Origin of the sequence: Natronomonas salina, assembly GCF_013391105.1 — an archaeon.
In the GTDB taxonomy this organism is placed as follows: Archaea; Halobacteriota; Halobacteria; order Halobacteriales; family Haloarculaceae; genus Natronomonas; species Natronomonas salina.
On record NZ_CP058335.1, the window covers coordinates 1,086,624 to 1,107,607 of the forward strand.

The 20,984-nt window shown below is 68.1% G+C and carries 17 protein-coding genes; 8 read left to right on the forward strand and 9 right to left on the reverse strand.

The window, feature by feature from the left end:
• Window positions 1-29: 29 nt before the first annotated feature.
• The 4 genes from HWV07_RS06015 to HWV07_RS06030 all read right to left on the reverse strand — a co-directional run bounded on the left by HWV07_RS06015 (window position 30) and on the right by HWV07_RS06030 (window position 4,678).
• Window positions 30-764, reverse strand: coding sequence for a DUF7537 family lipoprotein (locus tag HWV07_RS06015; protein WP_178333430.1), 735 nt, complete (start codon window positions 762-764; stop codon window positions 30-32).
• Between the two features lie 89 nt (window positions 765-853).
• Complete coding sequence (gene ppsA / locus HWV07_RS06020) at window positions 854-3,109, reverse strand: phosphoenolpyruvate synthase (RefSeq protein WP_178333431.1); 2,256 nt, start codon at window positions 3,107-3,109, stop codon at window positions 854-856.
• A 143-nt stretch (window positions 3,110-3,252) separates the two neighbouring features.
• Window positions 3,253-4,155, reverse strand: coding sequence for a PhzF family phenazine biosynthesis protein (locus tag HWV07_RS06025; protein WP_178333432.1), 903 nt, complete (start codon window positions 4,153-4,155; stop codon window positions 3,253-3,255).
• Window positions 4,156-4,228: 73 nt separating this feature from the next.
• Complete coding sequence (locus tag HWV07_RS06030) at window positions 4,229-4,678, reverse strand: nucleoside deaminase (protein WP_178333433.1); 450 nt, start codon at window positions 4,676-4,678, stop codon at window positions 4,229-4,231.
• A gap of 79 nt (window positions 4,679-4,757) precedes the next feature.
• On the opposite strand from HWV07_RS06030, the gene HWV07_RS06035 reads away from it, so the two are divergent.
• Together HWV07_RS06035 and HWV07_RS06040 are read left to right on the forward strand one after the other, a co-directional pair.
• Entirely contained in the window at window positions 4,758-5,450 is a 693-nt protein-coding gene (locus HWV07_RS06035) for a phosphoribosyltransferase (RefSeq protein WP_178333434.1), read from the forward strand.
• Between the two features lie 9 nt (window positions 5,451-5,459).
• Window positions 5,460-6,416, forward strand: coding sequence for an AEC family transporter (locus HWV07_RS06040; protein WP_178333435.1), 957 nt, complete (start codon window positions 5,460-5,462; stop codon window positions 6,414-6,416).
• 1 nt (window position 6,417) lies between these two features.
• Here HWV07_RS06040 and HWV07_RS06045 read toward each other — a convergent pair whose 3' ends face one another.
• Window positions 6,418-7,005, reverse strand: a complete 588-nt coding sequence (locus HWV07_RS06045; protein ID WP_178333436.1) for a DUF7125 family protein — start codon at window positions 7,003-7,005, stop codon at window positions 6,418-6,420.
• Between the two features lie 53 nt (window positions 7,006-7,058).
• Here HWV07_RS06045 and mtnP point away from each other — a divergent pair, with 53 nt between their 5' ends.
• Window positions 7,059-7,898: an S-methyl-5'-thioadenosine phosphorylase gene (gene mtnP, locus HWV07_RS06050; protein WP_178333437.1), complete on the forward strand. Its 840-nt coding sequence runs from the start codon at window positions 7,059-7,061 to the stop codon at window positions 7,896-7,898.
• A 209-nt stretch (window positions 7,899-8,107) separates the two neighbouring features.
• Here the strand turns inward: mtnP and HWV07_RS06055 are convergent, their stop codons facing one another.
• Genes HWV07_RS06055 through HWV07_RS19630 form a run of 3 tightly spaced genes read right to left on the reverse strand, consistent with a single transcriptional unit; the run spans window position 8,108 to window position 13,243 of the window.
• Window positions 8,108-9,334, reverse strand: a complete 1,227-nt coding sequence (locus HWV07_RS06055; protein ID WP_178333438.1) for a segregation/condensation protein A — start codon at window positions 9,332-9,334, stop codon at window positions 8,108-8,110.
• On the reverse strand, window positions 9,327-12,905 hold the full coding sequence (gene smc / locus HWV07_RS06060; RefSeq protein ID WP_178333439.1) for a chromosome segregation protein SMC: 3,579 nt from the start codon (window positions 12,903-12,905) through the stop codon (window positions 9,327-9,329). Before smc ends, HWV07_RS06055 begins: the two co-directional genes overlap by 8 nt.
• Before the next feature lie 26 nt (window positions 12,906-12,931).
• The gene (locus HWV07_RS19630; RefSeq protein ID WP_211694235.1) at window positions 12,932-13,243 is read right to left on the reverse strand and encodes a DUF7518 family protein; all 312 of its coding nucleotides are present in this window, start codon (window positions 13,241-13,243) and stop codon (window positions 12,932-12,934) included.
• 305 nt (window positions 13,244-13,548) lie between these two features.
• On the opposite strand from HWV07_RS19630, the gene gatB reads away from it, so the two are divergent.
• Entirely contained in the window at window positions 13,549-15,036 is a 1,488-nt protein-coding gene (gatB, locus tag HWV07_RS06070) for an Asp-tRNA(Asn)/Glu-tRNA(Gln) amidotransferase subunit GatB (RefSeq protein ID WP_178333440.1), read from the forward strand.
• Between the two features lie 24 nt (window positions 15,037-15,060).
• On the opposite strand, the gene HWV07_RS06075 is transcribed toward gatB, so the two are convergent.
• Complete coding sequence (locus tag HWV07_RS06075; protein WP_178333441.1) at window positions 15,061-15,645, reverse strand: hypothetical protein; 585 nt, start codon at window positions 15,643-15,645, stop codon at window positions 15,061-15,063.
• 220 nt (window positions 15,646-15,865) lie between these two features.
• Between HWV07_RS06075 and HWV07_RS06080 the strand changes: the two genes are divergently transcribed.
• From HWV07_RS06080 to HWV07_RS06095, 4 genes are all read left to right on the forward strand, one after another.
• On the forward strand, window positions 15,866-18,370 hold the full coding sequence (locus HWV07_RS06080) for a DNA topoisomerase I (protein WP_178333442.1): 2,505 nt from the start codon (window positions 15,866-15,868) through the stop codon (window positions 18,368-18,370).
• 105 nt (window positions 18,371-18,475) lie between these two features.
• Window positions 18,476-19,645, forward strand: a complete 1,170-nt coding sequence (locus tag HWV07_RS06085) for a DUF7261 family protein (protein ID WP_178333443.1) — start codon at window positions 18,476-18,478, stop codon at window positions 19,643-19,645.
• Between the two features lie 44 nt (window positions 19,646-19,689).
• Entirely contained in the window at window positions 19,690-20,415 is a 726-nt protein-coding gene (locus tag HWV07_RS06090; protein WP_178333444.1) for a phosphoglycerol geranylgeranyltransferase, read from the forward strand.
• Window positions 20,416-20,497: 82 nt separating this feature from the next.
• A complete protein-coding gene (locus tag HWV07_RS06095; RefSeq protein WP_178333445.1) occupies window positions 20,498-20,923 on the forward strand; it encodes a CBS domain-containing protein in 426 nt (141 codons plus the stop codon).
• The last annotated feature ends 61 nt before the right edge of the window (window positions 20,924-20,984 follow it).

Sequence of the window (20,984 nt, forward strand, 5' to 3'; positions counted from 1 at the left end):
TAGCCGTTGTGTTGTGGTCGGTTTCGTGCCTATTCGTCCAGCCGGTCGACCCAGGCGGGTCGCTCGACGCCGGGGTCCTCGGCCGACGTGAGCTCGTAGGTGAACTCGAAGGAGCCGGTCTCGCCGCCGGCGGCGTACTCCCCCGAGGCGTTCAGCCGGTGGATGCGGCCCTCGCCGTCGACGACCAACCGGGCGTCGTAGCGCTCGACGGAGGAGACGTTCCCCGGGATGGCCCGGTCGTCGGCGGGGTCGCCGGTCGACTCCAGGGTCACGAGCGTCCGCCCGTCGGTCTCCTCCGTGTCGACGACCTCGTAGGGGGCGGTCAGGTGCGACTCCAGCAGGTTCGCGCCGGTCAGCGCCGTGGGCGACGGTGAATCCGAGCGGCTGTACTCGGTGCTGCCGCCCTGCTCGACGCGGCGGTACTCGACGCTGTCGTTGCCCCAGGCGACGACGCGCGTCTGGCCGCCGTAGATCACCTGGTGGACGTACTGCTCCGCGCCCGGCGCGACCGCCATCCGCTGGCGCTCGGAGATGTCGAAGGACTGCCCCTCGCGGGCGCTCGAGAGGTTGATCGAGACGTCGTAGCCGTAGCCGCTCTCCGTGAGCGCCGACTCGTGGGCGTCCAGCAGCGTGGCGGAGTCCGCCAGTTCGCCGTCCTCGACGCCGGGTGCGGTCGACTCGTCGCCCGACCCGCCCGGGAGGAACGAGCAGCCCGAGAGGGTCAACAGCAGACAGAGGCCGACGATCGCAAGCGCACGTCGCATAGCTGTCATCTCCTGCGTGGGCATCCGATAAAAAAGGCCTGATGCGGGCCGAGCGGAGCCGTACCGACCGAACGAGTGACCGCGCAGTCCTAGCGGACCGAGTCGAGCAGGAGCTTCTGCTCGACGCGCTTGACCTCGTGCTGGACGTCGCGGACGGCGTCGATGTTCGCCGAGATCGAGGAGATGCCCTCGTTGACGAGGAACTGGACCATCTGGGGCTTCGAGCCGGCCTGCCCGCAGATGCTGGTGTCGACGCCCTCCTCGCGGCAGGTCTCGATGGTCGTCTCGATGAGCTTCAGCACCGCGGGGTGGAGCTCGTCGAAGCGGTCGGCGACGTTCTCGTTGTTCCGGTCGACCGCGAGGGTGTACTGCGTGAGGTCGTTCGTGCCGAAGGAGGCGAAGTCGATGCCCTGGTCGGCCATCTCCTCGATGCCGAGCGCCGAGGCGGGCGTCTCGATCATCACGCCCCACGTCCGGCGCTCGGGGTCGATGCCGGCGTCCTCCATCAGGTTCCGCGCGCGGACGACGTCCTCGGCGTCGTTGACCAGCGGGAACATGATCTCGACGTTGTCGTAGCCCATCTCGAACAGCTGGCTGAACGCCTCCAGCTCGTGGGCGAAGACGTCCGGCCGGTCGATGCTGCGACGGATGCCGCGGTAGCCGAGCATCGGGTTGTGCTCGTTCGGCTCGTTCTCGCCGCCCTCGAGCTGCCGGAACTCGTCGGTCGGGGCGTCGAGCGTCCGGACGCGGACCGGCCGGGGGTAGAACTCGTCGGCGACGCCGCGGACGCCCTCGACGATCTCCTCGACGTAGGCCTCCTCGCCGTGGTCCTCGATGTAGCGCTCGGGCGTCTTGTTCGTCGAGAGGATCATGTGCTCCATGCGGAGCAGGCCGACGCCGTCGGCGCCGGTCGCGGCGGCGCGCTCGGCGGCCTCCGGGATGGAGACGTTGACCTTGACCTCCGTGGCGGTCATCGGCTTGACGGGGTTCTGCGGGCGGACGTCGTCGACCGCGTCGGTCTCCTCGTCGGGGTCCGCGGAGCCCTCGGTCACCGAGCCCTTGTCGCCGTCGAGGGTGACGACCTGGCCGTCCTCGAGCAGCTCCGAGGCGTTGCCGGCGCCGACGACGGCCGGGGCGCCGAGCTCGCGGGCGACGATGGCGGCGTGGCTGGTCATGCCGCCCTCGTCGGTGATGATGCCGCTGGCGCGCTTCATCGCCGGCACCATGTCAGGCGTCGTCATCTCGGTGACGATGATGTCGCCCTCGCTGACCTTGTCGAGCTGGTCGAGCTTGCGGACGATGCGGACCGGCCCGGAGGCGATCCCCGGCGAGGCGCCGAGGCCCTTCACGAGGACCTCGCCGTCGCCGTTGCCGTCGGCGGCGGCCTGTTCGGCGCCGTCCTCGTCGATGGTCGTGATGGGGCGGGACTGCAGCATGTAGACCTCGCCCTCGTAGATCGCCCACTCGACGTCCTGCGGCTCGTCGTAGTGATCCTCGGCGCGTTTTCCGATGTCGATGAGCGCCTCGATCTCCGCCTCGTCGAGGACCTGCGCGTCGCGGCGCTCCTCTTCGACCTCGCGCTCGACGGTCTTGCCGGTCTCCTCGTCCTTGACCATCTCGATCTTCTTGTCGGCGACCGTCACGTCGAGGATATCGCCGTTCTCGCGGTCGACGACGTAGTTGTCCGGGGAGACTGAGCCGCTGACGACGGCCTCGCCGAGCCCCCAGGCGGCCTCGATGATGATCTTGGGCTCGCCCGTCGAGGGGTGGGAGGTGAACATGACGCCGGACTTCTCGGCGGCGACCATCCGCTGGACGACGACCGCGATGTCGACGACGTCGTGGTCGAAGCCCTGCTCGTTGCGGTAGTAGATCGCCCGCTGGGTGAACAGCGACGCCCAGCAGTGCTTGACGCGCTCGACGAGGTCCTCGCGCGTGATGTTGAGGAACGTCTCCTGCTGCCCGGCGAAGGAGGCGTCGGGGAGGTCCTCGGCGGTCGCCGACGACCGCACGGCCACGAAGGCCTCGCCGTCGTCGAGGTCGTCGTAGGCCGCGAGGATGCCGTCCCTGATGTGCTCGGGCATCTCGGTCTCGAGGATGAGCTCCTTGGCGGTGGCCTCGGCCTCGGCCAGCGCCGCGGAGTCGTCGGAGTCGACGTCGACGGCTTCGAACAGCTCCTCGTCGATGCCGGTGTCCTCGATGAACTCGCGGTAGGTCTGCGCGGTGACTACGAAACCGGGAGGGACGGGCAGTCCCGCCTCGGTCATCTCGCCGAGGGAGGCGCCCTTGCCGCCGACCGCCCCGAGGTCGTCGGACCCGATCTCGTCCAGCCAGAGTACAGCCATCTTGTAGTCGAGTAGCCGACCAGAGCGATAAAGAAGGTTCCGAAGCGTTGGCCGGCCGACAAACCTTGTCAGAATCGATATCGGGTTGCTAGCACACCACAATAGCCGTAACGGCCCGCCGTCCGGCGTCTTTAGCAGCCTGCTTACGCCTCGATTATCTCGTCGTCGTCGGGTTCGGGGATCACTACCGACCCGTCGAGCGCCGTCACCGCCCGGCCGCCGACCGACACCGGTTCGGACTGCGCCCGCACCAGCACTCGTCCCGGTCGGTCAACGAAGTGCCCCTGCTCGAAGACCATCTCCTCCGGCAGTTCGCCGTCGAAGGCCCGGACCTCCCGCAGGTACGCCCCGACCGCACCCGAGGCCGTCCCCGTCACGGGGTCCTCGTCGACGCCCGCGGCGGGCGCGAACATCCGCCCGTGCAGCGTCGAATCGCCCTCCAGCGCGTCGAAGGAGAACGCGTAGACGCCGGTCACGCCGAGCTCCTCGGTCAGTTCGGCGATGGCCCCCAGGTCCGGGTCCAGCCCCGAGATGGCCTCGAGGAAGTTGACCGGCACCACGAGGAACCCGAGGCCGGTCGACGCCGTCGCCAGCGGCATGTCGGCGCCGACGTCCTCCAGCGTCGCGTGGTCGGCGCCCAGCGCCGCTGCCACCCGCTCGTAGTCGAGGTCCACCTCCTCGACCGTCGCGTCGTCCTGGGTCATCCAGACCGTCCCGTCGTCGACCTCGACGTCCAGCACGCCCACGTTCGTCTCGAGGGTGTGCGTCCCGTCGTCGATGGCGCCCTCCTCTGCCAGCCAGGCGTGACTCGCCACGGTCGCGTGCCCGCAGAGCTCCACCTCCTGTGTCGGCGTGAAGTAGCGGATCCGGCGGTCGGCGTCGTCGCTCTCGCGGAGGAACGCCGTCTCCGAGGCGTTCAGCTCCCTGGCGATCGCCTGCATCTGGTCGTCGGCCAGGCCGTCCGCGTCGGGGACGAGGCCGGCGGGGTTCCCGGTGAGCGGCTCGCTCGTGAACGCGTCGACCAGCAGCGCGCGTCGCGTCTCCATACCGTCCCGTGTGTGGGGACCGCCTTAATACGTCGTCTCCGCGCGCCAGGAGATCCCGGGCCGGCGGCGGCCCCTACCAGAACGTCTCGTGGACGGCGCGGCCGGCGTCGTTGGCGACGGGCCCGACGACCTCGCAGTCGAGGATCTCGGCGGCCCGGGTCGCCGGCTCGCCGCCGGCGAACTCGACGACCTCGTCGGCGCCGACGCTGTAGACGACCCGGCCGAACCCGGCGTATCGCATCCCGCCGCTGCACATCGGACACGGCTCGGTGCTGGTGTACATGACCGTCTCGGACCGGGCCGCCGGGGACAGCTCCCGGATGGCCCGGTAGGCGAGGTGCAATTCAGGGTGCCGGCGAACGTCCTTCTCCGTCACCACGCGGTTGGACTCCCGCATGATCACCTCGTCGTCGCGGACCAGCACCGACCCGAACGGCCGGTCGCCGCGCTCGATCGCCTCGTACGCCAGGTCGATGGCTTCGGCGACGTGGGCCTCGTGGTCGAACGAATCGAAGTCGGCCATAGGGAGGCTATCGCCACCGGCTACATAGCCGTTCGGGCGGACGGACAGATTAACGGCGGTGCCCCGCTTTGCCCCGAGCATGTCCGACCTCCCCGACGAGTTCAAGTGCACCATCACGAACTGGGAGTACATCTACGGGCTCTGCCGCGGGGTCTCCGACCAGGTGAAGGCCGCCGACTTCGAGCCCGACGTCGTGGTGGCGCTGGCCCGCGGCGGCTGGTTCGCCGGCCGCTGCATCTGCGACTTCCTGGGGCTCGACGACCTGACGAGCCTGAAGATGGAGCACTACGTCGGCACCGGCGAGAAGGCCGACGAGCCGCAGATCCGCTACCCGATGCCGGAGGGCAGCGTCGAGGGCAAGGACGTCCTCGTCATCGACGACATCGCCGACACCGGCGGCTCCATCCGGCGGGCCCACGAGTACGTCACCGACCGGGACTGCGGGGCGGTCCGGACGGCGACGCTGCAGCTGCTGCAGACCAGCGAGTTCGAACCGGAGTTCGTCGGCGAGCGCCTCGAGGAGTGGACCTGGGTCGTCTACCCCTGGAACTTCATCGAGGACATGATCGACCTCGTCGGCGGCGTGATGGAGAAGGCCGACCAGGACGCCTTCACGCGCGCGGACGTCCGCCACTACCTCTCCTCGTACCACCGGATCGAGCGCATCGAGATGGAGATCGCCCAGCCGGACCGCCTGGACGAGGTGCTCTCGGAGATGGAGCGCCGCGGCGTCGCCGAACGGGCGGGCGACGACGCCTGGCGGCTCGCCTGACGCGGGCCGGTGGACCTCCTCGGCATCTTCGCGTCGGCCATCCTCCCGGTCGTCGCCATCGCGGCGGTGGGGTTCGTCCTCGGGCGGCTGAAGGACGTCGACCCCCAGCCACTGAACACCGTCACCGTCTACGTGCTGGCGCCGGCGCTCGTCTTCCACAGCCTCGCGGTCAGCGACCTCTCCGGCGGCGCGGTCGCCCGCCTCGTCGTCGGCGTCGTCGTCTTCACCGGCCTCATGGCGCTCGTCGGCGAGGGCGTCGGACGGGTCGCCGGCGGCCCCGACCCGCTGGTGGGCGCGCTCGTTTTGGTCGCCGCCTTCGGCAACGCCGGCAACCTCGGCATCCCCGTCTCGGACTTCGCCTTCGGCGAGGTGGGCCGGCAGACCGCCGTCCTCTGGATGTCGGTGCAGTCCGTGCTGCTGTACACCCTGGGCGTCTACGTCTCCTCGCGGGCCGGCGGTTCGGGCGGACTGGCGGGCGTCGAGAAGGTGTTCCGCATCCCGCTGGTCTACGCCGTCGCGGGGGCGCTGCTCGTCCGCGCGCTCGGCGTCGTCCCGCCGGTCGACAGCGCCGGAATGGAGGCGCTGGGCCTGGTCGGCGACTCGGCCATCCCGGTGATGCTGCTCATCCTCGGGCTCCAGCTGGCCCGGACGAACTACGGGCCCGCGCTCTCGCAGGCCGGCACCGCGACCGCCCTCAGGCTCGGTGTCTCGCCGTTCGTCGGCCTGGCGGTCGCCCTGGCGCTGGGGTTCGACGATCCCACCGTCGCCCGAGTGTTCGTCGTCGAGTGCGCGATGCCCGCGGCGGTGACACCGGTCATCCTCACGGTGGAGTTCGCCGCCGACAGCCGCGCCGGCGGCGTCAGCGTCCCCGAGTACGTCAGCACCTGCGTCCTCGTGACGACGCTGCTGAGCGTGCCGCTGCTGACGGGACTCATCGCGCTGCTGCAGTCAGGGCTCCTGCTGTAGGTCAGATGTCGCGGCTGCTGTCGATGGCGACGTGGTCGGTGAGGCGGAGCTTCAGCGGCTCTGTCAGCGCCGACCCGTGGCGGTTCTTCGTCACCGCGAGCCGCGTCTCCACCGCCAGGGGGTTGACCACGAGCGACAGCCGCCAGGTGACGTCGGCGCGGGCGAGCGTGAGCCACCGCTCCGGCGGTTCGGGCGCCGTCTCGTGGGCGTGCAGCAGCACCACGCCGTCGGCCTCTCGAGCCTGGCGCGAGGCAGCCTCGAGGAACTCCCGGTACGTCTCGGTCTCCCGTTCGAGCCGCGTCACCGCGTCGACGACGAGGCAGCCGCCCTGGGGGACGTCGAGGTAGCTCGCCGGGTCGGACAGCAGGGCCTCGGACGTCGCCCGCAGCACCGTCGCATCGGGGAGCCGCTCGGCGACCGTCGCCTCGTCGCGGAGCGTCGTCACGTACGTCGAGTCGTTCGCGCGCGCGACCTGCTCGGGGAGGAGCTCCGACTGGGTGTCCGGCGGTGCCGTGAGGGCGACGAGCGAGCCAGGCGGGACGCCCCCGCGGAGCTTGCGGTCGAGCTCTGTCAGCCCGGTCGGGAGCATACCCGACGGAGGGCCGCCCCGCAAATAAAGGACTCCCCCGCCGTACGGCCACCATGCTCGGCATCATCGGCGGCAGCGGGATCTACGAGGCGCTCGGCTTCGAGAACGCCCACGAGGAGCGCGTCCAGACGCCCTTCGGCGACCCCAGCGCGCCGCTGGAGGTCGGCGAACTCGCGGGCACCGAGGTGGCGTTCCTCCCGCGGCACGGCCGCGACCACCAGTACGATCCCACCAACGTCCCCTACCGGGCGAACCTCCACGCGCTCAAGCAGGTCGGCGTCGAGCACGTCGTCGCGACGAACGCCGTCGGCAGCCTCCGGGAGGACCTCCCGCCGCGGACGCTCGTCGTCCCCGACCAGCTGTTCGACCGCACCCGCGACCGGCCGCGGTCGTACTTCGGCGACGGCCTCGTCGTCCACGTCTCGATGGCCGACCCCTACTGCCCGCACCTCTCGGAGCGGCTGCTCGACTGCACCGGGGCGACCGACGCCGATGTCGTCGACGGCGGCACCTACGTCTGCATCGAGGGCCCGCAGTTCTCGACGACGGCCGAGAGCGAGTTCTACCGCGACCGGGGCTTCGACGTGATCGGCATGACCACCGTCCCGGAGGCCCAACTCGCCAGGGAGGCAGAACTGTGCTACACCGCGCTGACCGGCGTCACCGACTACGACGTCTGGCACGACGAGGAGGAGGTCTCACTGGAGACGGTGCTCGGCCACGCCGCCGCCAACGAGGACTCGATGTCGTCGATCCTCGATTCGTTCCTCCGCTCATTCGACGGGTACGACTGCGAGTGCCACGACGCGCTCGAGGACGCGATCAACACGCCGCCGGAGGCCATCGACCGCGAGACCCGCGAGAAGGTGTCGCTGTTGCTCGGCGACTACTGATCGTCGAGCAGCGTTCCGGCGCGGGACTCAGCGCTGGCGGCCGTCCTCGCGGACGTACGTCAGCGCCATGACGACGTCGTCGGGGTCCACGCGGTCTCTCGTCTCAGCGAGCCGCTCCCTGAACCGTGTCGGTGTCATGGTATGCCATAACGTAACAACCCACTCGAGATAAATCTACCGGCAAACGCGTCCGGAGTTTCGGTGGCGGGTCAGACGTCGGCCGCGGCTGCCTCTTCGGCCGGCATCGCCGCCGGGTCCTGGATCCAGAGGTCGCCGAAGAGGTCGTCCTGCTGGAGGCGCACCTGCCCGCGGTGGGCGAGGAACAGCACCCCGAGGAAGGAGTTCACGACGGAGCCGCCGGCCTCCCGAATCTCGGCGAACAGCACCTCGTCGCGGCCCTGGTCGTAGTGGGACTGGAGCTCGACGTAGACGTCGTTGATGATGTCCTCCATGTGCTCGTCGTGGGCCGTCCCCGTGACGTCGTCGGCCGTCGGCTCGTCGTCCATCCGGAAGTCGTCGTGGCCGTGGTAGTCCAGGGTCTGTGTCCCCCGGGAGAACCCCGACGGCGACTCCGAGGTGTCGTAGGTCCGGGACTCCTTCCACCAGGTGTCCCGCTCCCGCTCGCGGAGGTCCCGGACGAGTTCGTCCAGCGTCTCCGGCATCCCGCGGGCGGTCTTCCGCTCGATGCGGCGGTCCATCTCCCGCTCGAGCTTCTGGAACGGGTCGACCGCCGGTCCGCCCCCCTCCGGCCGCTCGCCCTCCGGCATCTCCCAGGGCTCGTCGGCCCACTCCTCCTCGTCCTGCTCGTCCTCGTCGACCCACATGACGTCGCTCTTCATGCGCAGCAGCACCGACGCGTAGAACAGCGCCCGTCCGCCGGTCCGGAGGTCCGAGCCGTCGAGCCGCGCGAGGAACTTGTCGGTGACCGTCACCACGTCGATGTCCCACGGGTCGATCTCGCCGTCCTCCGCAAGCTGGACCAGCAGTTCGACGGGCTCGACCTCGTCGTCGTCCGACCGGGGCTCGGAGATGTCGAACTCCGAGAGGACGTCGTCCTGGTCGGACGCCTCGTCATCGACTTCCTCTTGCTCTTCGCCGCCTGCCTCTGATTCGGTCGACCCGGTCAGCGCGTCCATCCCGTCGTCCGCCGCCTCCCGCTGCCGGCGTTCCTTCTCCGCGTCGTGGCTGGCGATGTTCAGCGGGATGTCGTCTGCGTCCTCGGAACCGTCGTCCTCGCTATCTCGCGGTTCACTCCGTTCGCCGCTCGATTCCTTCGGGGACTCCCTGCGGTCGTCCCCGCTTGGCTCACGGGTCGCTTCGCTCCCCGTTCGCGTTTCCCGAGGATCTCCCCCCGGTCGATCCTCGCTATCTCGCGGCTCACTTCGTTCACCGCTCGTTTTCTCCGAGGACTCCCTGCGGTCGTCCTCGCTAGTCATCGGCCGGCACCCCCTCGGCCGACAGGTCGATGCCAGTCACCGCCGAGACGTTGTTGTCCTGCATCGTCACGCCGATGGCGCGCTCGGAGCGCTCCAGCAGCGCCGAGCGGTGAGAGACGACGACGAACTGGGCGTCGCCGGCCAGCTCCTCGACCATCTCGCCGACCATCTCGGCGTTGGCGGCGTCGAGGAACGCGTCGACCTCGTCGAGCGCGTAGAACGGCGCCGGGTTGAACCGCTGGATGGCGAAGACGAACGCCAGTGCGGTCAGCGACTTCTCGCCGCCGGACATCGCGTCGAGCCGCTGGACGGGCTTGTCGCCCGGCTGTGCCTTCATCGTCAGCCCGCCCTCGAAGGGGTCCTCGGGGTCGTCGAGGACCAGCTCGCCGGTGCCGCCGGAGAGCCGCGAGAAGATGTCCTGGAACTGCTCGTTGATGCCCTCGTAGGCCTCCATGAACGTCTCCTTCTTCCGGGCCTCGTACTGCTCGATGCGGTCGCGGATCTCGTCGGCCTCCTCGACAAGCGTGTCCCGCTTCTCCTCGAGGTCCGCGAGCTCGTCGGCCACCTCGTCGTACTCGTCGATGGCGAGCATGTTCACCGGCTCCAGGGCCGACATCTCGGCCTCGAGCCGCTGGATCTCGGACTTGACGGTCTCGTGGTCGGGGATCTCCTCGGGGTCGTACTCCTCGACCTGCGAGGACAGCTCGTCGATCTCCCACTCCAGGCGGTTCTCGGCGTCCTCGAGGTCCTCAAGCTTCGACTGCACGCGGGAGACCTTCTCCTTCTGCTCGTCGCGGGTCTCCTTGGCGTCGGCGAGCTCGTCTTTCAGCTCCTCGCGGTCGCCCTTGAGGTCGGCCAGCTCGTCCTCGAGCTCCTCGACGGCGGCTTCCTTCTCCTCGAGTCTGTCCTCCTGCTCCTCGATCTCGTCCTCGAGGTCGGCGACGGCCTCCTCGGCCTTGGCCTTCTTGTTCTGGGCGGCCTCGATGTCGTCGTGGAGCTCCTCGATGGCCTCCTCGGCGTACTGCTTCTCCAGCTGTAGCTCGTTGAGTGCGCCGTCGAGGTCGTCCATCCGCTCCTCGAGGTCCGCGATCTCCTCGCGGATCGCCTCGGCCTCGCTGGTCAGCTCCGGGATGGCGGAGTCCTGCAGCTCCTGTTCGAGGTCGTCGATCTCCTCCTGGACCGCGGCGATCTCGTCGTCCTTGGCCGCGATGTCGGCCTCGATGGCCTCCATCTCCTCGGCGACCTCCTCGCGCTGGGCCTCGATCTCCTCGAGTTCGTCCTCGAGGCGCTCGATGCGGTCTTCGACCTCCTCGCGGTCCTTCTCGACGGAGGCGACGTCGGTCTCGATGTCGCGGACCTGCTCGGCGGCGTCGGACTGCCGGTCTCGGGCGTCGTCCAGGCGCTCCTCGACGTCCCGGACGTCCGACCGCAGGGACTGCTTCTCGTCCTCCAGCTCCGTGATCTGTTCGGCGACCCGCTCGAGCTGGCCCTTCCCGCTCTTCGTGAACGAGTAGCGGCTGCCGGACTGGGAGCCGCCGGTCATCGCGCCGGACTTCTCGACGAGGTCGCCGTCCAGCGTGACCAGCCGGAAGTCGCCCATCAGGTCCCGGGCGGTCTCCATGTCCTCGACGACGAGGGTGTCGCCGACGACGTAGGAGAAGACGCTCTCGTACTGGGAGTCGAAGTCGATGAGGTTGTACGCGAAGTCGACGACGCCCGGCAGGTCCGGCGCCGACGGCAGCGACCGGTTCTGCATCTTCGTCATCGGCAGGAACGTCGCCCGGCCGGCGTTCCGCGACTTCAGGTGCTCGATGCAGCGCTGGCCGACGCCGTCGTCGTCGACGACGACGTTCGCCAGGCGACCGCCCGCCGCGGTCTCGCAGGCCGTGGCGTACTGGGAGTCCACGCCGCCGAGCTGTCCGACCGTCCCGTGGACGCCGTTCATGTCCGCGTTCAGGATGGTCGTCACCGCCCGGCCGTAGGAGGTGTCGCCGCTCTCGCCGGCGCGGGCCTCGAGCTCGGCGTACTCCTGCTGCTTCGCCGAGAGCTCGTCGTCGACGTCGTCGAGGTCCTGCTGGAGTTCGCGTTTCTCCTCGCGGAGGTCCTCGACGACGCTCGTGATGCTGTCGCGGTTCTGCTCGGCCTTCCGCAGCTCCTTCTGGAGGTCCTCGAGTTCGGCGTCGAGCTCCGGCAGCTTCGACTCGGCCTCCTCGATCTCCTCCTGCTTCTCGCGCTCCTCGCGGGAGCGCCGCCGCGACTCGTCGAGCAGGCGGTCCTGCTCGCGCTGGAGCTCGTTCTTCTCGTCCTTCAGCTCCTGGATGGCCTCGCGGTTCTCCTCGAGGGCGTCCCGGACCTCCTCGTACTCCGTGTCGACGGCCTCGATCTCGGCTTCGACCTCCGCGAGTTCGTCCTCCTTCTCCTCGACGTCGGCCTTCAGCGAGGACTTCTCGACCTTCTTGTTGCGGATGTCGGCCTCGAGCTCCTCGACGGTCTCCTGCTTGCGGTCGACCTGGACGAAGGCCTGCCGGCGCTTGTTCTCGGCCTCCTCGATGCGCTCCTCCTCGGACTCGATCCTGTCCTCGAGGCGGGCGATCTCGCCTTTGATCTCCTCGATCTCGCGCTTGATGGCGAGCTGTTCGTCCTCGCCCTTCCGCTCGATCTCGGCGTTGAGGTCCGCGAGGTCCTCCTCGAGGCGGGTGACCTTCCCCTGCCGCTCGTCGAGCTCGCGCTGGAGGTCCTGCAGCTTCTCGCGTTTGACCTCGAGCTTCTCGCGGGTCTCCTCGAGTTCCTCGCGCTTGTCCTCGAGTTCCGCGGCCTTCAGGTAGCCCTCGTACTCCTCCTTCTGCTCCTTGAGGTCCTTGTACTGGAGGGCGGTCTCCCGCTCGTCCTCGAGCTGTTCGAGGCGCTCTTCCTTCTCCTCGATGCGGAGCTCCGCCTCGTCGACGCGCTCCTGGACGACCTCCAGCTCCTCGAAGGCGTCCTCCTTCTTGGCGTCGAACTGCGCGACGCCGGCGATCTCGTCGATGATCGCCCGGCGGGAGCCGGGCGTCATCGTGATGATCTCGGTGACGTCGCCCTGCATCACGACGTTGTACCCCTCGGGCGTGACGCCGGCCTGCGAGAGCAGATCTCGGATGTCCGAGAGGTTCACCGAGCGACCGTTGAGGTAGTAGTAGGAGTAGTAGGTGTCCTCGTCGGTCTGCTTGACCCGCCGACGGATGGAAATCTCGTCGACGTCGCCGACCTTCTCGGAGCCGGCGGCGGAGACGACCTGCTCGCGGGCGAGCGTGCCGTCGGCGTTGTCGAGGATGACCTCGACGGACGCCTCGCGCTCGCCGGCGAAGTCGTCGGCCTCGTCGTCGTCGCTCGGGTTGTAGATGAGGTCCGTCAGCTTGTCCGCGCGGATGCCCGACGTGCGGGCCAATCCGAGCGCGAACAGGATGGAGTCGATGATGTTCGATTTGCCCGATCCGTTCGGTCCGCTGATCGTGGTGAAATCCTCGTAGAAGGGGATTCGCGTCTTGCGGCCGAAGCTCTTGAAGTTGTCCAGGACGAGCTCTTTGATGTGCATGGGGTTGCTCGTGGTGGGACCCCGACTCAGGCGACGATGATGTCGTCGCCGGACCCGGTGTCCGCGTTATCCTCCCCCTCGTTCTCGTCGGAGTTAACGTCGTCGGCCGACTCGGTCCCTGCGTCGTCTGCGGGTTCTTCGTCGGACGCTACCTCGTCGCGCTGCCGGTCGCGGGCGGGGGTCGACCGCCGCTCGATGACGTCCGCCTGGACGCCGGTCTCGTCCTCGATCGCCTGCAACCGCTCTTTCGTCTCCACGAGTTCGTCGGTCAGTCCGTCGATCGTCGCTTCGAGTTCGCGCACCTTGGCCTCAAGTTCCTCCACTCGGTTCCCAGCCATGTGGAGTAAGCGCGTCCCCGCACGTATAAAGGTGCGTCAGACATTCACTCGTGTTCTGATACGTTCACTACTTGGTCTTCCGACCGACGAGTCGCTCGGCCGGGCCGCCAGACGGGCGCTACCCGTCAGTATCTGGAACCGGTCGAAGCAGCCCGTCGTCGCGGACCGGGTTCCTCTCAGGAGGCGGTCGTGTCCAGCGCCTGTCACCCGGCGGCGTCGCTCCCGGCGCTGCCGCCGTCGCCTCGGCGGCCGTCCGGCCCGACCCGTTCGTTAGGCTAAAGCGTCCGGGCGAAAATCACACACCAATGACCGCACAGACCGCCGAGCAGCGAGACCTCGCGGCCGTCATCGGGCTGGAGGTCCACGTCCAGCTCGAGACGGCGACGAAGATCTTCTGCGGCTGTTCGACGGACGCCGAGGAGGACGAGGCCCCGAACACCCGGACCTGCCCGGTCTGTCTTGGCCTGCCGGGCGCCCTCCCCGTCCTCAACGAGGGCGCCGTCGAGGCCGCCGTGAAGGTCGGCAAGGCGCTGGACTCCGACATCCCCGAGGAGACCCGCTTCCACCGGAAGAACTACTACTACCCCGACCTCCCGAAGAACTTCCAGATCACCCAGTACGACGCGCCCATCTGCGACGGCGGCGAACTCGAGTTCTCCGTCGGCGGCGAGCGCCGGACCGTCCGCATCGAGCGGGCCCACCTCGAGGAGGACCCCGGCAGCCTCCAGCACGCCGGCGGCTCCATCGACACCGCCGAGTACACGATGGTCAACTACAACCGGGCCGGCACGCCGCTGCTGGAGATCGTCACCGCGCCGGACTTCCGCGGCGCCGACGAGGCCCGCGCCTTCCTCGCGAAGCTCGAGGAGGTCCTCGAGTACCTCGGCGTCTTCGACGCCACCCGCGACGGCAGCCTCCGGGTCGACGCCAACCTCTCCATCGTCGACGCCGACGAGATCGACGACGCGGGCGCCGTCAGCGAGGCGACCCTCGAGGGTGCCAACCGCACCGAGGTCAAGAACATCTCCAGCCACAAGGGCGCCGAGAAGGCGCTGGCCTACGAGGAGACCCGCCAGAAGAACGCCATCCAGCGCGGCCGCGAGGTCGAACAGGAGACCCGCCACTGGGACGAGTCCCGCGGCATCACCGTCTCGATGCGCTCGAAGGAGGAGGAGAAGGACTACCGCTACTTCCGGGAGGCCGACCTGCCGCCGCTCCGGGTCAGCGACTGGAAGGCGGAGATCGACATCCCCGAACTGCCGGACGCCCGCCGCGAGCGCTTCCGCGAGGAGTACGGCCTCGACGCCGAGTCGGCCTCGAAGCTCACCTCGACGAAGCAGGTCGCGGACTTCTACGAGCGGATCGCCGAGGCGTTCGACCCCGACCTCGCGGCGACGTGGGTCGCCGACAACCTCCTCGGCGAACTGAACTACCGCGACATGGCGATCACGGACGTCGACGACCGCCTCGACGAGTTCGCCCGCCTCGTCGAACTCGTCGACGAGGACGAGATCACCGTCAAGAACGCCGAGGAAACGGTCCTCCGGCGGATGCTCGACGACGGCCTCGACCCCGAGACCGTCGTCGAGGAGGAGGACCTCGGCAAGACCGGCGAGGACGTCGTCGCCGACGCCGTCACCGAGGCGATCGAGGAGAACCCCGACGCCGTCGAGGACTACCACGAAGGCGAGGACGGCGCGCTGAACTTCCTCGTCGGACAGGTGATGCAGAAGACCCAGGGCAGCGCCGACCCCGGGACGGTCAACGAACTCCTGCGCGAAGAGCTGGAGTAGTCGGGCCCCTCGGTTCGACGGCGCTCAGTTCTCCTCCGTCTCGCCGCCCATCGCCACCACCGGGTTCTCCGGGTCCTCGACGCGGGGGTCCAGGAGGTACAGCGCGAGGAGCACCGCGGCGGCGACCGTCTCGAGGGTCTTCGAGATCACGGCGAGGGTGACCTGCCCGGGCTGGTCGGCGCCGGTGAAGATTCCGACCATCGGTTCGACGTAGTGGGTCGCCAGAATCTCGACGAGCCCGGCGTGGCTGTGGTCCTCGGCCGCCTGCTCGCCGCCGCCGAACAGCCCGTGGTCGAGGAAGGAGTGCCAGGCCAGCCAGCTCAGCAGGTAGACGGCCATCATCGCGATCCCGAGCGCGTAGGCCTTCCGGTAGTCGAGGTAGCCGAGGCCGACCGCGAGGACGCCCGCCAGGATAGCCAGCGCGGAGACGGTGAACAGCAGCGGTTCGGGCTGGCTCAGCAACTGGTCGCCCGTGAGGTAGGTGACCAGCAGCCCCGCGTTGGCGAAGCGGGCCAGCTCCGCGGCGCCGGCCACGAGGTGGATGACGGCGACGGCGCCGACCACCTGCAGGGCGACGAACCGGAGCTTCCGGGCGGCGGCCTCGTCCATACCGGACGTCGTCGCCGACGTGCCAAGAGCGTGCCGGAACCCCGCCGGCGACCCGGAGCGCAGCCGGGAGCCGTCCGCAGGCCGGGGGATAGCTCACCGTGCGTCCGCGCACGCGAGCGCCCGTCGCACGCCCTCACACGCACGCAGGCGTGCTGTACCGCGGTCTGAAGACTCTTGCGACGAAAGGTTGAAACCCGGAGTCGGCGTACTCGACGGCAACGTGGAACTCATCGTCACCGAGAAGGACAACGCCGCCCGCCGGATCGCGGAGATCCTCTCCGACGGCGGCGCGTCGGCCGAACGGCGCAACGGCGTCAACGTGTACCGCTGGGGCGACAAGCGCTGCGTCGGCCTCTCCGGCCACGTCGTCGGCGTGGACTTCCCGCCCGAGTACTCCGACTGGCGGGACGTCCAGCCCGTCGAGCTGGTCGACGCCCAGGTCGTGAAGACGCCGACCCAGGAGAACATCGTCCGGACCCTCCAGCAGCTCGCGGCGGACGCCGACGAGGCCGTCATCGCGACCGACTACGACCGCGAGGGCGAGCTCATCGGCAAGGAGGCCTACGAACTCATCGACGAGGTCGCGGACGTCCCGATCAAGCGCGTCCGCTTCTCCTCCATCACGGAGAACGAGGTGAAGAACGCGTTCGCGAACCCCGACGACCTCGACTTCGACCTGGCGGCGGCCGGCGAGGCCCGCCAGATCATCGACCTGCTGTGGGGCGCGGCGCTGACGCGCTTCCTGTCGCTGTCGGCCAAGCAGCTCGGCGACGACTTCATCTCCGTCGGCCGGGTGCAGTCGCCGACGCTGAAGCTCATCGTCGACCGCGAACGGGAGATCCAGGCGTTCGACCCCGACGACTACTGGGAGCTGTTCGCCGATCTGCAGAAGGACGACGAGGAGTTCGAGTCCCAGTACTTCTACCGCGAGGACGGCACGGAGAACGAGCGCCTCTGGGACGAGGAGCGCGCCTCGGAGACCTTCGAGCAACTGCAGGGCGCCCGCGAAGCCATCGTCGAGTCGGTCAACCGCCGGCGCCGCACCGACGACCCGCCGGAGCCGTTCAACACCACCCAGTACATCCGCGCGGCCGGGTCGCTCGGGCTGTCGGCCCAGAAGGCCATGAGCGTCGCCGAGGAGCTGTACACCGCCGGCTACATCACCTACCCGCGGACCGACAACACGGTCTACCCCGACGACCTCGACCCCGAGGAGCTGCTCGAGGACTTCGTCGGCCACCACCCCTTCGGCGACGACGCCGAGGCGCTGCTCGAGGCCGACGAGGTCGACCCGACCTCGGGCGACGAGGAGACGACCGACCACCCGCCGATCCACCCGACCGGCGAGATCCCCGGCAAGCAGGACCTCTCCGACGACGAGTGGAAGGTCTACGAACTCGTCGTCCGGCGGTTCTTCGCGACGGTCGCCGACGCGGCCGAGTGGGAGCACCTGAAGGTCGTCGCCGACGCCAACGGCTGCCTGCTGAAGTCCAACGGCAAGCGGCTCGTCGAGGCCGGCTACCACGACGTCTACCCGTACTTCTCGACCTCCGAGAACTACGTCCCCGCCGTCGAGGAGGGCGAGGTGCTCGACGTCACCGAGGCCCGCATCGAGGAGAAGCAGACCCAACCGCCCCGCCGGCGCGGCCAGTCGCGGCTCATCGAGACGATGGAGGATCTCGGCCTCGGGACGAAGGCGACCCGGCACAACACCCTCCAGAAGCTCTACGACCGCGGCTACATCGAGAGCGACCCGCCGCGGCCGACGAAGCTGGCGATGGCGGTCGTCGAGGCCGCCGAGGAGTTCGCCGACCGCATCGTCGACGAAGACATGACCGCCCAGCTCGAGGCCGACATGCGCGCCATCGCCGAGGGCGAGAAGGGCCTCGAGGACGTCACCGAGGAGTCCCGCGAGATGCTCTCGGTCATCTTCGACGAGCTCCACGACTCCCGCGAGGAGATCGGCGAGCACCTCCGCGAGTCGATGAAGGCCGACAAGACCCTCGGTCCCTGCCCCGAGTGCGGCGAGGACCTCCTCGTCCGGCGCTCGCGCCGCGGGTCGTACTTCGTCGGCTGCGACGGCTTCCCCGAGTGCGAGAACACCCTCCCGCTGCCGAGCCAGGGCGAGCCGACCGTCCTCGACGAGCGCTGCGAGGAGCACGACCTCCGGCACGTCAAGATGCTCGCCGGCCGGAGCACCTACGTCCACGGCTGCCCGCGCTGCAAGGCCGAGGAGGCCGACGAGGCCGACGACGAGGTCATCGGCGCCTGCCCCGAGTGTGGTGACGAACACGACGGCGAACTCGCCATCAAGCAGCTCCGCTCGGGCTCCCGGCTCGTCGGCTGCACCCGCTACCCCGACTGCGAGTACTCGCTGCCGCTGCCCCGCCGCGGCGACATCGTGGTGACAGAGGAGACCTGCGACGAGCACGGCCTCCCGCACCTCCACGTCCGCGACGGCGAGGACGACGACGACCCCTGGGAGCTGGGCTGTCCCATCTGCAACTACGCGGAGTACCAGGAGCGACAGGCCGCCTCGGAGATCGAGGACCTCGACGGCGTCGGCGCCAAGACCGCCGAGAAGCTCGCCGCCGCCGGCATCGAGTCCCTCGAGGACCTCCAGGGCGCCGACGCCGCCTCGGTCGCCAGCGAGGTCCAGGGCGTCTCCGAGGACCGCATCCGCGAGTGGCAGACCCAGGCCAGCGCGGGCGCGGCCGCGGACTGATATCCGGTTTTCCCCTTTCTAGAGCGTTTCAGCACCGGAATCTAGCCTGTTATTACCAGTTGTTTAAGTATCTGTGACCCATTGACGTGAGAAGAGGTAACGAGGATGGGAACCTGGAACAGAGACGAGTCTGGCCAAATCATCATTATCGCCGCTCTGTTGCTCGCCGTCATTTTCGTCGGACTGGCGCTCGTGCTCAACAGTGCCATCTACACCGAGAACATGGCCACGCGGGGCGACACGAGTACGGCCGAGGCGATGTCAGTCGATACAGTGACCGAAGATCGGCTGCAAGGGTCGATCGATAATGCGAATTACGCTATCGATGAGGACAGCAGTTACTCTGTCCGCCGTTCTCGTATCCGTCAAAACGTGAGCACGTGGAATACTCTCATGGGAGGAAGGGAAGCCCGTAACGGGAGGAGTTACATTACCGAGTTGAATAGCATTACGAACGGCACACGAGTGGTACAACGTGATACGGTCGATTTCATGCCAGCTGACGACGATCTCGATCAGTCGGTGCTTGATCTGACAATTGATCCACTGGGCATCGAGGGACGTACAACCTGGCTGGTAGTGACTGACTCGGAAGTCCGTGATTTCGAGATGACGGTTGAGAAGGACTCCTTGAAGCAAACTCGCCAGGGTCTCATCGCTGACCTCGTCGACCTGACCGATACCGCATTGACGGGTAGCGACGAATTCTGGGTGCAAACTGAAGGCGGAGACGAGATGTGGAGGATATATCTCGTCAACGACACCGTCAACAACTCCGTCGCTGCCGTCACCACCGAACTGGAACGAGATGGGGACATAGTTCAGAATGAGACGATTCGGTCGGTTTGTAGCGTGAAGGGAGATGCTGCAACAATCCGATTCACATCTGGAGAGCTAGTAAGTGAAGACGATCGAACTGATTGTCCTGCACTACAAGACGCATTCGCGCCTGATGAGTACAACCTCTATTACGTCGGAGCAGACGAAGTTGCTGGCTCTTACCAGTTCATCGTCGACAAAGAGGAAGTCGCATTCAGGGATAGCGTAAGTGAAGAATACGAAGACGACGGTATCATCGGGAGTGCGATGGGGACACTCGAATGTATCCTGACACTCGGTATGTCTTGTAATCACGACGTATTCAAGGACTCACCCAACAGTAATGAGAAACCATATACGAATACCGCTATCTACGACGTTTCTGTCGAATCCACCTACCAAGACGACCGCATCACCTACACCCGGAACGTGACCTTCCCGCCCGCGGCCCGGTGAGGCAATACGACAATATTTTAGCCGACCGCTCGCTCTCACGGGGTATGAGCGCGCCCTGGGCCGACTGGGATCACGTCGTCAAGATCGACCCCGACAAGACGCTCGTGGAGGGCGAGACGTTCGAGGACGTCTGCGCGACGGGGACGGACGCCCTCGAGATCGGCGGCACGACGGGCATGACCGAGGAGAAGATGGCTCGGTTCGTCGAGGCGACGACGAAGTACGACATCCCGGTCTACATCGAGCCGTCGAACGTCGCGGCGGTGGTCCACCGCGACGGCCTCGACGGCTACCTCGTCCCGGTGGTGCTCAACGCCGGCGACATCTTCTGGATGACCGGCGCCCACAAGGAGTGGGCCCGACTCGACGACGACATCGACTGGACGCACACATACACCGAGGCGTACATCGTGCTGAACCCCGACTCGTCGGTCGCCGACTACACCCAGGCCGACTGCGACCTCGGGGCGGACGACGTGGCCGCGTACGCGGAGATCGCCGAGCAGATGCTCGGCCAGGAGATCGTCTACGTCGAGTACTCGGGGATGCTCGGCGACCCCGAGGTGGTGCAGGCCGCCGCCGACGGCGTCGACGAGGCGACGGTCTTCTACGGCGGCGGCATCGGCGACTACGATTCTGCCTACGAGATGGGGTCGCGGGCCGACACCGTCATCGTCGGCGACCTCGTCCACGACGAGGGCGTCGACGCCGTCCGCGAGACGGTCGAGGGCGCGAAGGACGCGGCGGCGGAACTCGCCGACGGCGCCTGAACGGAGCGGCGCTCCCGGCGGCGGCACACTTTAATCTGCAGGCGTGACGTTCACCCGCGCGAGGCGGCAAGTTCCTGGTCCAATGCCCGTAGGAAATCTCGGCCCCGAGGAAGTCGTCACGGTATCGCCGGACCAGACGGTCGACGAGGTCGTCGACCAGTTCGAGTCGGAGGAGGTCGGCGCCGTGGTCGTCACGGAGGACGACGAGCCGGTGGGGCTCGTCACCGACCGCGACGTCGCGCTGGCGGTCGGCGACGGCGACGACGTCGCCCAGCAGTCCGTCGAGGACCTGATGACCGAGGACCCCGTCACGATCCAGGAGGACGCGGAGTCCATCGAGGCCGCCCGGACCATCCAGGAGGAGAACGTCCGGCGGCTCCCGGTCGTCGACGACGGCGGCCAGCTGTCGGGCATCGTGAGCACCGACGACGTGGTCGCGACCGTCGGCGAACAGCTCGACGACATCGCCGACACCATCGAGGCGCAGTCGCCCGACTACAGCCCGTAAGTCGGCTTCCGTCCTCCGTCAGCGGCTCCGTTTTCTCTCGTAGCGTCGCTCGCGAGGGTCG

Coding starts and splice junctions, on each gene's coding strand:
- HWV07_RS06055 (WP_178333438.1), bottom strand. CDS start 9,334: ATGACTAGCGAGGACGACCGCAGGGAGTCCTCGGAGAAAACGAGCGGT.
- HWV07_RS06015 (WP_178333430.1), bottom strand. CDS start 764: ATGCGACGTGCGCTTGCGATCGTCGGCCTCTGTCTGCTGTTGACCCTC.
- smc (WP_178333439.1), bottom strand. CDS start 12,905: ATGCACATCAAAGAGCTCGTCCTGGACAACTTCAAGAGCTTCGGCCGC.
- HWV07_RS06090 (WP_178333444.1), top strand. CDS start 19,690: ATGAGCGCGCCCTGGGCCGACTGGGATCACGTCGTCAAGATCGACCCC.
- HWV07_RS06085 (WP_178333443.1), top strand. CDS start 18,476: ATGGGAACCTGGAACAGAGACGAGTCTGGCCAAATCATCATTATCGCC.
- HWV07_RS06075 (WP_178333441.1), bottom strand. CDS start 15,645: ATGGACGAGGCCGCCGCCCGGAAGCTCCGGTTCGTCGCCCTGCAGGTG.
- gatB (WP_178333440.1), top strand. CDS start 13,549: ATGACCGCACAGACCGCCGAGCAGCGAGACCTCGCGGCCGTCATCGGG.
- HWV07_RS06095 (WP_178333445.1), top strand. CDS start 20,498: ATGCCCGTAGGAAATCTCGGCCCCGAGGAAGTCGTCACGGTATCGCCG.
- HWV07_RS06025 (WP_178333432.1), bottom strand. CDS start 4,155: ATGGAGACGCGACGCGCGCTGCTGGTCGACGCGTTCACGAGCGAGCCG.
- HWV07_RS06035 (WP_178333434.1), top strand. CDS start 4,758: ATGTCCGACCTCCCCGACGAGTTCAAGTGCACCATCACGAACTGGGAG.
- ppsA (WP_178333431.1), bottom strand. CDS start 3,109: ATGGCTGTACTCTGGCTGGACGAGATCGGGTCCGACGACCTCGGGGCG.
- mtnP (WP_178333437.1), top strand. CDS start 7,059: ATGCTCGGCATCATCGGCGGCAGCGGGATCTACGAGGCGCTCGGCTTC.
- HWV07_RS06045 (WP_178333436.1), bottom strand. CDS start 7,005: ATGCTCCCGACCGGGCTGACAGAGCTCGACCGCAAGCTCCGCGGGGGC.
- HWV07_RS06030 (WP_178333433.1), bottom strand. CDS start 4,678: ATGGCCGACTTCGATTCGTTCGACCACGAGGCCCACGTCGCCGAAGCC.
- HWV07_RS19630 (WP_211694235.1), bottom strand. CDS start 13,243: ATGGCTGGGAACCGAGTGGAGGAACTTGAGGCCAAGGTGCGCGAACTC.